The organism is Emticicia fluvialis (assembly GCF_024793945.1).
GTDB lineage: Bacteria > Bacteroidota > Bacteroidia > Cytophagales > Spirosomataceae > Emticicia > Emticicia fluvialis.
In genome coordinates this window covers 257,493-269,530 of record NZ_JANUSD010000001.1, presented here as the reverse complement: position 1 = coordinate 269,530, position 12,038 = coordinate 257,493, and the positions used below count along the sequence as shown (strand labels likewise).

Annotated in this window: 4 protein-coding genes; all 4 read right to left on the bottom strand. The window is 39.9% G+C overall.

Going from position 1 to position 12,038, the window contains the following annotated elements; all coding sequences use genetic code 11:
* Nucleotides 1–72 precede the first annotated feature (72 nt).
* The 4 genes from NZ848_RS01125 to NZ848_RS01110 all read right to left on the bottom strand — a co-directional run bounded on the left by NZ848_RS01125 (nucleotide 73) and on the right by NZ848_RS01110 (nucleotide 11,265).
* A complete protein-coding gene (locus tag NZ848_RS01125; RefSeq protein WP_259014024.1) occupies nucleotides 73–1,869 on the bottom strand; it encodes a RagB/SusD family nutrient uptake outer membrane protein in 1,797 nt (598 codons plus the stop codon).
* Between the two features lie 64 nt (nucleotides 1,870–1,933).
* Nucleotides 1,934–5,110: a SusC/RagA family TonB-linked outer membrane protein gene (locus NZ848_RS01120; RefSeq protein ID WP_101727290.1), complete on the bottom strand. Its 3,177-nt coding sequence runs from the start codon at nucleotides 5,108–5,110 to the stop codon at nucleotides 1,934–1,936.
* Between the two features lie 1,148 nt (nucleotides 5,111–6,258).
* On the bottom strand, nucleotides 6,259–7,980 hold the full coding sequence (locus NZ848_RS01115) for a RagB/SusD family nutrient uptake outer membrane protein (protein WP_259014023.1): 1,722 nt from the start codon (nucleotides 7,978–7,980) through the stop codon (nucleotides 6,259–6,261).
* 24 nt (nucleotides 7,981–8,004) lie between these two features.
* On the bottom strand, nucleotides 8,005–11,265 hold the full coding sequence (locus NZ848_RS01110) for a SusC/RagA family TonB-linked outer membrane protein (protein ID WP_259014022.1): 3,261 nt from the start codon (nucleotides 11,263–11,265) through the stop codon (nucleotides 8,005–8,007).
* Between the last annotated feature and the right edge of the window lie 773 nt (nucleotides 11,266–12,038).

Here is a 12,038-nt window from a genome sequence, read left to right as displayed (position 1 = left end):
AAAAAAACAGAGATGGCAAAGCTACCATCTCTGTAAAAATAAACTTTTTTTTCTAAAACAATCACATTAAAATTATTTGTAAGCCGGATCCTGCTCCAAAGTTGGCTTGCCGTCTTTTTCTGAACGGTCGATAGCCTCTTGCGGAATTGGATAAAACTCGTTTTTACCTTTAACAAATCTGGCACCTTTCTTATAAACACGTTTGTTCGCTTCTACCTCATTGTATTTGTTCAATACATCGGCAGCAATACCCCATCTTACGAGGTCAAAGAAACGGTGTCCTTCCATACCAAACTCCAGACGGTTTTCAAAACGAACCGCTTTACGGGCAACATCTTTGCTGGTCCAGGGGGTGGTATAGTTTTTAATTACATAATTAGCAGCAGGTACAGGATTGCCTTGTGCGTCATATACAAGCGTGTAAGCGTCACGTGTTGCACCCTGAATAGCTTTCTGAACAAATCCGGCAGGGTTAGCTGCACGGGTTCTGATCATGTTAACCAACTCTCTGGCTTTTTCAAGGCTTCCTACTTCAACTTCACACTCTGCCAACCATAGCAAAATCATATCATAACGCATAATACGGTAGTTGTTGCTGGTTAAGTTACCCCAACCGTTTACGCCCGTAAATGCCTTAGAAGGAATGTGTTTCTTAGGTGAGTACGGACCCGCATAAGTTTGGTCACGGATAAAGTCTACATTATGAATTTTGTAGTCGATAAACAAGATACCACGACGACCAACTGTCTGGTCTAAGCGAGGGTCAAGCGCACCATCATAAGGAGTGAATGAGTCTTCCAATTTCAAGCCCTGGTCGTTTTTAACGTCAGAATCATTGAAATTATCAATTAATGGTAATCCGTCTGAACTTGTCTTGAATGCATTCACCAGGTTTTGTGATGGTTGGTAGAACCCGCAACATCCCCAAGGAGACGCATAAGGGTGAGCCAGACCTACACCTTGGTTGGCGGCGTCGCCGGTAGCACTTGAAGAAGCAAACTGCACTTCGAAGATTGACTCAGCGTTGTTACGCGTGCTTGCATCAAAGTTATCTCTGTACACATCAACCAATCTGAATTTACCGCTGTTTACAATTTCTTCCAATAGTGTTTTGGCAGCTGTAAGTTTAGCTGTATTGGCAGCGCCAGTGCTGATATCAAAGCCCTGGAACATCAAAGCCTTAGCCTGAAAAGCCTTGGCAGCCCATTTGGTAGGGCGGCCTACCTGTGCCTGTGCTGCAGGAAGAACCGATGCGGCGTCAGCAAAATCTTTCTCAATTTTTGCCCATGCGTTTGCATCTACAGGTACTTTGGTACTTTCAAGGTCGTTAAGATTGAAGATTTTCTCGTCAATGTACGGAATATTCTTCCACATTTTCTTAGCCTCAAAATGGAACAAAGCTCTAAGGAACTTCGCTTCAGCCAGAATCTGTGCTTTTCTGGCGTCAGTAATATCCTTCACATCAGCAAGGGTATTAATTACGTCATTGGCACGTGCCACACCTTTAAATAAACCTCTCCATTTGTTTTTGATGTGGTTATTGGTAGGTTGGAAGTCCCATTTTTCAAGGAACGATTGCTCAGGTTGGTCACCGGCGTCAGTACCTTTGTAGGCATCATCTGATGGGATACCACCAAAAACCCAGTTATGGATATCATTATTCCAGGCGTCCTGACCGTCAAGCCCTGTTCCGTCAATCATTGCATAGGCTCCCAATAATACGCCTTCAACACCTTTAGCTGTTTTCAGCGAGGTAGGGCTGTATTGGGCTTGTGGCTCGCGGGTAAGGAATTCATCGCTACATCCAACTGCGAGTCCTACCGTTAGTCCTGTTGCCAGAAATATTTTAACAATATTGTTACTTTTCATATTTGAATTGTATTTGTTTAAATGTAATAAATGTGTTGGCTTTTAATTTTTACTGCTACTCTAATTAGAAACCAAAGTTAACACCTACAATAAATGTTCTTGATACAGGCATGTATCCACCATCAAAACCTAGCGTATTATCGGTTCCTGTCTGAATCTCAGGGTTAAGACCGGTATACTTGGTAAATGTAGCTAAGTTCTGAACCTGAAGGTAAATCTGTGCATTGTCTAAAGCTGTTTTCTTAGCAACTTTTGAAGGCAGATTATATGTTAACTGTACATTTTTGATACGGAAATACGATCCATCTTCAATGAAATAGCTTGAAGGACGGCTACTAACCTGGTCGTTGGCATCCATAATAGGTACAGTACCTGAAGTATGGTTTGGTTGCCATGCATCGTACAATGCGCGTTTAGAACGGTTACCCTGGAAAGTATTGAAATCAGAGAAATAACGGGTATAGTTAAAGACATCGTTACCTTGTGTACCGTTGGCAAAAATGGTCAGGTCAAATGCTTTATATCCTAAGTTGATGTTCAAACCGTAAACGAAATCAGGGTGAGGGTTACCGATAATGGTACGGTCAGCATCAGTGATTTTTCCGTCTCCGTTAATGTCAGCCACTTTAAATTTACCAGGTTTGTTGTAGTCTTCATATTTAGGCCAAGCATCTGCTTCTGCTTGTGTTTGGAAGATACCCAGAATTTTGTAACCGTAGAATGACGAGATCGGTAAGCCAGCCTGAGTTAAAGTAACAGCTGGTACGCGAGAACCATATCCGAAATAACGAGTGTTAGGGCTGGCATCAAGTTGGTCTACGTTGTTTCTGTAAGTTGACAAGTTACCAGAAATGCTGTAACGGAAGTTATTGATGCTGTTTTTATAGTTAATACCAATATCAAGACCTTTGTTTGTCATCTGCCCTACGTTGAAAGCCGGAGCGTTCGCATCACCCACTGTGAAAGTCAATGGAGTAGTGAATAACATATCAGACGTTACACGTTTCCACAAATCGATTTCAAAGTTCAATTTACCTTTGAAGAACGACGCATCTAAACCAATGTTAGTTGAGGTTGTAGCTTCCCATTTTGCTTTAGGGTTACCAAATGCCTGTGTATCGTAACCGATTGTCGGAGTAGTTTGGCTACCATCAATAGGATACCCAGCATGGTAAATATCAGAACGATAAGTAGTATAGGCGTTGTAGTTACCAATTTTTTGGTTACCTGTTTTACCCCAACCGAAACGAAGTTTCAAGTCTGAAACAAAAGGCAGGTTACCTGAAATGAATTTCTCTTCAGACAAACGCCATCCTAAACTGAACGCAGGGAAAAGCGCGTTACGTGATGCTGACAAGAAACGTGAAGAGGCGTCATTTCTGATAATCGCCTGAACAAGGTATTTATCATTGTAAGCATAGTTGAATTTACCGAACTGCGATGACAGGGTGTAGTCGTTACCAACACGGCCATAGTTACCAACTCTGGTTGGATCTCCAAGATCAAGGTAGCTGATAATCGGTAAGGTTTCAAAAGCATAGCCATTACGGGTTGCACCAAAGTACTCGCCAAATTGTTTGATGGCCTCAGTACCTATGTAAGCATCCACTTTGTGAACGTTATCAAACACTTTGCTGAACGATAGCGTATTTTGCCATACCCATTGGTAGTCGTAGCTGGTGTTAGATTCTGAACCGTTGTTGAAGCTACCTTCAATGTACTCAGGGTTAGCACGGCTGATATATTTACCGTTTTCACCTACAACATCAATACCTAAACTGGTTTTGAAAGTAAGGAACGGAAGGATATCGTATTCACCGTAAATATTACCGAACCCTCTCAGTCTGTATCTTCTGTTATCAGCCTGACGCGCCAATGTTGCATAAGGGTTAGAGTTGTTACCCAGGTTGGCACCACGAGAACCCGCAAAGAAACCATTGATGTCATAAATCGGAAGCAACGGATGGTGTTTGTATGAACCAGAAACCGCATTTTGCTCTTCGTTGTTGCTGAAACCGCCTTTACGGTTATCAAGCGCTACGGTAAAGTTTTCGCCTACTCTCAGTTTTTTGTTAATGGCTGAGAACTCAGTATTTGAGCGTAGAGTGTAACGGTCATAGCCGATAAATTTAACCACACCGTCCTGAGAGAAATAACCTACCGACAAAGCATAGCGGCTGTTTTCTGAACCACCACTTGCAGACAACTGATAGTTTTGAATAGGCGCAGTGCGTGTAAGTTCTCCCCACCAGTAGGTATCTGCCGATTTAGTAATGGCGTAGATGTTGTCTGGTGTTAATGAATACAAGGCAGGGTTGGTATTGGCAGCGCCTTCTTTACCCGCACTTGGAAACACGTAATCAGGAATGGTAACCTCTCCATTAGGGCCATAAGTGTACTGACCATGTGAAGGCGTTTTGCCTGCATATTTATCAGCCAGATAAAGGTATTGTCCGAGTTCCTTGGCATTCAGAGACTCAACATTTTCTGAAACTTTCTGTGAACCATAATAAGCAGAGAAGTTAATTTTAGCCGGACCAATTTTACCTTTTCTTGTTGTAATGATAACTACCCCGTTAGCTGCACGAGAACCATAAATTGAAGAAGCAGAGGCATCTTTCAGAATCTGGATAGTCTCGATGTCATTGGGGTTTAAGTTACCCTGATTTTCAGTAGGTACACCGTCAATAATGAACAGAGGGTCATTATTACCGATGGTACCAAACCCACGTATACGTACTGTTGCATTACCCCCGGGAGTTGCGTCGTTAACGATACTCAAACCAGATGCACGCCCTTGTAATTGTTGTGCAAAGGTTGTAGCAGGAACCGACTGAAGGTCTTTTGCATTTACTGTTGTTACAGCGCCTGTAATATCTCTTTTTGACTGAGTACCATAACCGGTTACAACCACCTCATCAAGAGCCGCTTCGTCTGATTCTAATACGATGTTCAGGGTTGTCTGATTGCCGACTGCAATTTCCTGATTTCTGTAGCCAATCGAACTCACCACAAGCACCCCACCAGAGGTTGGAACATTAATTTTGTAATTTCCTGAAGCATCCGAAATGGTTCCGGTAGTAGTTCCTTTTAATGAAATACTGGCACCAGGGATCGCCTCACCTTTTGGATCACTTATCTTACCACTAACAGATTTTTGGGCAAAAGCTACAATGGACATTAGCCAAAGTACGCCACAAATCAGAGCACCCCTAATGGGTACAAAGTAGTTTTCTTTCATACGCTTGTTTTGTTTGGTTAAAAATTAAAAATTAATTGTAAAAAACAGTATATCCTGCCGTTAATGGCAGAACATAACCGGGGAAAGAACTTAATCTTTCATACGCTTAAAAAATCAGACAAAAAACAGGGTTTTAAAACTAGTTGTGGAAAATCATCAGACACAGCAACATACAGGCGAAGAAAAATACATTCAGCCCCTGTTTTACCATGCTTAAAAATTTTATTTTTATTAAGATAATCCGGATTTATCGTGCAGTGAACGAAAAGAAATTATCTTTCATACGCTTATAAATTATAATCTAAACTCAGGCAGTATTAATACCTGAAATACAAAAGTGTTAGCTCCGAGAATTCCAAATGCTTTACGAGTAGATGCAAGGGAAATTTATCATAGGCTTATATCAGTATTAGTTAAAATTAGGTCAAATATATTATTACAAAATCAGGCTTCAGACAAAATAAAAATGCCTTAATGCAGAGTATTTTATAGGTTAAGTATGTTTTTGTTTAAAAAAATATGCGTTTAACGCATCCTCTTCCATTACGGGAGCAAATTATGTCAATTCTTTAATTTTTCCAAATTTTTCCATTTATTTTATAAATTTTAATCTAGGGCTTTTGTTTTTTAAAAAAAGCAACTCATTTATTAAAAAAAATTAAAAACCAGGCTTAAAGCAAGGCATAAAAGCAGCCGAACAAGGCTTATCTTACTACTATCTTTGTTTTTATCTTTCTACTCTCAATCAAAAGAAAATCTGTAAACTTCTCAACGGTTACAATAAACGAAGAAACTTACTTTTCCCTCAGCCTGATTATCTTACCTGATTTGTATTATTATATCTCTTTAACCTGTACTTTACCCAAACGCCTCACAATTGTAAACTAGTCTGCTTTCAATCTAATTAACCTAATCACTATAATGCCACTGGTTCCGCGAGCGTTAAGTATTGTTTTTAAAGTAAACGTTCTTTAACTTATCACCAGTTAGCTCTCTGAATACATTTTGCTCCTTTTTGCAAGAAAACAACATCAAGAGGCAAAAAAATCAACAAATTTTCCATTATCAATTTTTGAGGTGGTTAAAAAACAATAGGAGATGGCGGTCAGCCATCTCCTATATGAAGTAATCCTATTATATCTTAGATATTAATATCCAGGATTTTGTTTTAATACACTAGAACCTACAAGGTCAATCTGAGATTGTGGTATCGGGAACAAAGCTTTATTAGCTGTGTAAACTGCTCCACCTAATGCACCCGGTAAAAACTTCTGGTCATATTTCAGATAGCGGTTGATAGCTTCTACGTCTTCGTTCCAACGAACAAGGTCATAAAAACGATAACCTTCCATACCCAACTCTAATCTTCTTTCAAAACGAACAGCGGCTCTTGCATATTCTTTAGTTGGGAACGAGCTATACAAACCAATTTTGTAATTAGCGGCTGGTTGGCCGTTGATTGAAACAAAATCAGATGCATTAGTAGCGCGACCTCTTACCATATTAGTATATTCCAAAGCTTTGGCCAAAGAACCCACTTCAATTTCAGCTTCTGCAGCCATTAACAGAACGTCTGCAAATCTGATAATAGTAACGTTGTAAGCGTTGTAGGTCTGGTGTCCCCAACCACCTGTTTCTGTCAAACCTGCTGCTTTCTCTGCTTTAGTAAAGATGTACTTTTTAGGAGAGTACGGGCCACCGTTAGGTTGGTTACGAATCATGCTGAAACCAGTGTGAGGACCCCAATCAAGGAACGGAATACCTCTGCGGCCTACTGAATGGTCTAATCTTGGGTCTAACGGACCAGCATCTAATGTGAAAGGCTGATCAGATTTAATACCCATATCATTTTTAACTGCATTTGCGTCAAGATTGTAAGAGTTATCCAACAATGGTAAACCATTGGCATCAGTACGGAATGAGTTTACAAACTCGAACGACGGCTGGAAGAAACCGCAACAGGTACCAGGGTCAACACCTTGGATGAAGTTAAGCTGCAAGTCGCCGTTAGCATTATTACCGCTACCTGATTTAACAGTTGCCTGAACAGCAAAAACTGACTCTGCGTTATTATCGTTGGCAACTCTGTACAGGTCAGAATACTTTGGTAACAGCGCATACTTTTTACCACCGGTTGTTTTACCGTTAGCAATAATCAAATCAAAAAGTGCTTTTGCTTCTGCATATTTCTTTTGATACAAATACGTTTTTGCCAGGTAAGTTGCGGCAGCCCATTTATTAGCACGACCTACCGAAGAAGATGTCTCTGGCAAAGCATCATAAGCTGCTTTAAAGTCAGCCTCGATTTTTGGCCAAAGGTCTGTATCATTTTTAACTTTCTCAATTCCGTTCGCTACGCCAATGTTTTCATCTACATAAGGAACCATATTGAAGTTTCTCTTCAACTGGAAGTAAAAATGGCCTCTGATAAAACGCGCTTCAGCTGCAATTCTTGCTTTGTCAGCCTCTTTCACACTTGGCAATGCATCTTTCAACAGACTTAAAACTGCATTTGCTCTGGCTACACCATCAAAATGACTTTGGTAAACGTTACCAGCCACCTGATCAGTAGATACATACTCATATCTTTGAACCGGAATCATTTCGGTACCATCACCCGGGTCAGTTCCTTTGTTGGCATCACCGCCTCTGATACTTCCGATAAGCCAGTTTGACGGACCAGAGTGAGTTTGGCTAAGCGCACTCAGCTGTGCATAAGCTGCAATTAATGAACCCTCAAGACCAGCAGTACCGGTCAATTGGTCCTTAGAGAGTGTACCTGTAGCAGGCACATCCAGGAAGCTATCTTTACAAGCGTACATCCCTGCAAACAGGACGAAGCTGGAAATTAATATTTTAACTTTTTTCATTGTTTTAATTTAATTTGACTTAGGTTAGAATCCAACATTTAAACCAAACGTTACCTGACGAGTCATTGGGAAGTTACCCAAATCTACCCCAAAGTTAGTATCAGCAGCACCTGCCACTTGAGGGTTAAGACCGCTATATTTAGTAACCGTGAATAAGTTATTAACTGCGGCATTCACGCGAATTCTTCCTAATTTCATTTTTCTTGCAATTGCACTAGGCACATTGTAAGCAATTGAAAGGTTTTGGAATCTTAAATAAGAACCATCTTCAACATAGAAACTGCTTGATTGAGAACCAGTACTGAAACCGTCATTTTGTTCAAAACGTGGGATATCTGTATTTGGATTTTCAGGGCTCCAAGAGTTTTTAACACGCTCAGAGATAGCAGCACCAGCAAACAACGGATAGAAATCTGTAAATCTTTTAGACATATTAAAGATTTTGTTACCGATTGAAGTATAGAAGTAGGCAAGCATTTCAAAATTCTTATAAGAAAGGCTGAAGTTTAACCCACCTGTAAATTTAGGAACCGGGCTACCTAAATAGGTACGGTCGTCAGCATCAATTTTGCCGTCACCGTTCAGGTCAGCATAACGGAAACGACCAAGACCAGCACCTACTTGCGTTGGTATTGCAGCGCCAGGTGTTGCTTTTTCTAACAAAGCCTGGTTAACCTGGTCTTGCGTCTGAAACAAGCCAACAACTTTGTAACCATAGAAAGAAGATAACGAATAACCCAATTGGTTACGTATAGGGTTTACACCTCTGAAACCAGGGTTCACATCCTGAAGGTATTTAAGACCTCCACCAATTTCTGTAATTTCGTTATTAAGGAAACTACCGGTTACGTCAAATGAATAACCTAAGTCTGCACCCCATTTGCCACGTGTAATAACCTGAATATCAATACCTTTGTTTACCATTGTACCAACGTTAACTGAAGGTGCAATAGCTCCACCGACTGTTTGTGTAATTGGCAATTGATACAATAAGTCTTTAGTATCTTTTTGCCACAAATCTAAGATAACATCCAATTTGCCTTTCAGGAATGAACCATCAAAACCAATGTTTTTAGTGATACTGGTTTCCCATCTAGCATCAGGGTTACCGATTTGTGATTGTCTGAAACCACCTACTATACCAGCGTTCGTACCGTTAATGTCATAACCTGAAGTACCAACGTTTTGCTCATAAAGGTTATACTGGTTGGTAGGTAAAACGTTGTTTGAGTTACCCATTGTACCATAACCCCCTCTGATTTTCAGATCATTTACCCAAGACAAGCTCTTCATGAATGATTCGTCTGAAAGTCTCCAGGCAGCAGATACTGCAGGGAACACACCATATCTGTTATTTGAACCGAAGCGCGAAGAACCGTCGCGTCTGATAATCCCGGTAAGAATGTATTTATCTTTTAGGGAATAAACTGCTCTGCCAAAGTACGCGTTAAAATTAACGCCATTCTCTTTACCACTGTTTGCAGGGTTTCTGATATCAAGCGTAGAAATGGTAATATAGTTAGGGTCACCAGAGAAAGGCGCACGACCGTCAGCAGAAATATTCTTACCGAATCCGGTATTAAGTGCTTCCTGACCAGCCAGAACCTCTAGATTATGTATACCAAATTTCTTTTTGTACGCAATGGTATTGGTGAAAGTCCATGCTAAATTAAAGCGGGCGTTCTCGTTATAAGACCATACCACACTTTTGTTTTCAAGGGTTTCATAAATCGGACGACCATACCCCCAACCATAAGAGTTGTTGTAAGTTCCACCAATAGAAGAACGTAATGTTAAATCTTTGATAACATCTACTTCAACGTAGAAGTTACCCGCAACAATTCCATTAAAGTTTTTGTTTAACTTACCTGCCTGTTGGTTAGCTACTGGGTTTGAGCCCTGACCAAATCCAAGTGCAGTCGTACCAGCCCAACCGCCGAACTCATCGCGAACCGGAAGGATTGTTGGAGCTCTGAAAGCAGCCAGGATGTCGTTTTCATCCTGAGATGATTGCAAACCGTTGTTACCACCCTGACGGCCAAGGATTTGAAGATACGTAAGCTGGATGTTTTCACCAATTCTTACGTTTTTGAAAAGATCAAACTCAGAGTTTACACGCATGGCAATACGTTTGGCTCTCTGGCTTGGCAATATACCTTGTTGGTCTAGTAGTGATAACCCAACAAAAAAACGAGAAGCATCTCCACCACCTTCAAAGCCAAGTGAGTGTCTTTGAATTGTTCCGGTTTGGGTTAGCTCTTTATACCAGTCAGTACCTTGTTTGTTTGCTTTAATAACCTGATAGAAATCACCGATTGTTGGCCCGGTTATGTTGTATTTCAGTTTTTCAGCAGCTAAATCGATAGTACCCACAACACCGCTTCTGTCACCAACTTTCAGGTAATCAGGAATAATTGGAGTTGCTCCAGAACCATATTGAGGGTGAGACAATGGGGCTCCAGAGTTTTTTAATGCCGTCCAGGTCCAGGTTGCCTGATCCTGTGGATTCATCATTTGCTGACCTTTGCCCGGGTCTGTAAAACCAAACACACCATCATAAGTTACGTTTAGTTTTTTCGCATTTTTCTTACCTTTCTTAGTAGTGTAAATAATTACACCGTTAGCTGCTCTGGCACCGTAGAAAGAAGCTGTCGAGGCGTCTTTCAAAACTGTTGTTGTTTCGATATCTTCAGGGTTCAGATAACTTGCATCGGTACTTGGCAAACCATCTATAATTGTCAAAGGCTCGTTACCACCGAATGCACCAAAACCGCGTACGCGAATCTGGCTACCAGAACCAGGCTGGCTGGTGGTTACAACTGTTAAACCCGCTACTCTACCTTGTAACTGTTGTTCAACACTTGAACTTGGAACCGTAGTAAGGTCTTTCGTTTTTACAGTAGAGATGGCACCGGTAGACTCACGTCTTTTATCAACCGTGTATCCGGTTACAACTACTTCATCAAGACCTGATGCATCATCTTCAAGAGTAATGTTCAATGTACTCTGATTAGCTAGAGCAACCTGAACAGTTTTGTAACCAATTGAGCTGATTACCAAAGTACCACCTGCAGTTGGCACATTAATTTTAAAGTTACCTTCTGCATCTGAAATTGTACCGGTTGTTGTTCCTTTTACAGAGATACTGGCGCCTGGAATGGCTTCCCCTCTCGCATCACTTACTTTACCACTGACAGATTTTTGTGCAAATGCTACTATGGACATCATCCAGAGTAGTCCACAAATCAGAGCACCCCTTATGGGCACAAAGTAGTTTTGTTTCATAGTTTTGTTTTAGTTAAAAAAAAAGTAAAAAATAAATTGTAATTAAAGATTTTTGTTTTTCACTAAAAAAGGAAAGTATTGAATTATCCTGATAAGTGTATTTTGCACAATTATAGAAGCATGCTTTAAATTTTCCAAATTTTTCATGTTTTTTTTATAAATTAAAAAAAGCATAAAAATACTATGAAACATCCGGAACAAATAAATTTGCAGACGTCTTAAACTGTTTTTTTGATAAATCTACTACTGAGTTATGAAGCTGTGGAAATTAGAGGAGCAAAAAAAGGATGCCGAGGTCGAGGTTCATCTAAATTTTGCTTAATTTTTAAAAAACACTACCGCAATGAATCAATGTTTACTTTTTTAGTTTTACAATTGCGGATTTTAACATTTTGAACCTTAAACGATGAAGTTTTGATAGAAAATAAATGAGAACCAGATTAATCACAGATAGTTAATGTATAATATAATCCATGTAAATATTTTCGTTTTTTATTAAAGTATTATTGTATCATTTAGTTACAATATTAAAAAGTTTGAATAAGGCTTCCAAATTTTTCTAAGTAATTTTATATAATACCCTATCCAGAGCCACATTTGTTATATAAAATATTAGTATTGTTATAGTTCAACAAAGATAACAATAATACCCGGTATATGTCAATTTATCATTTTTTTTTGGCATAAAAATATCAGATTGTACCGGGCAGAAAAAAATCTTACAATTTATAGAGCAACATTTCATCTAACAGCCCCCCCCAATCAATAGGCAT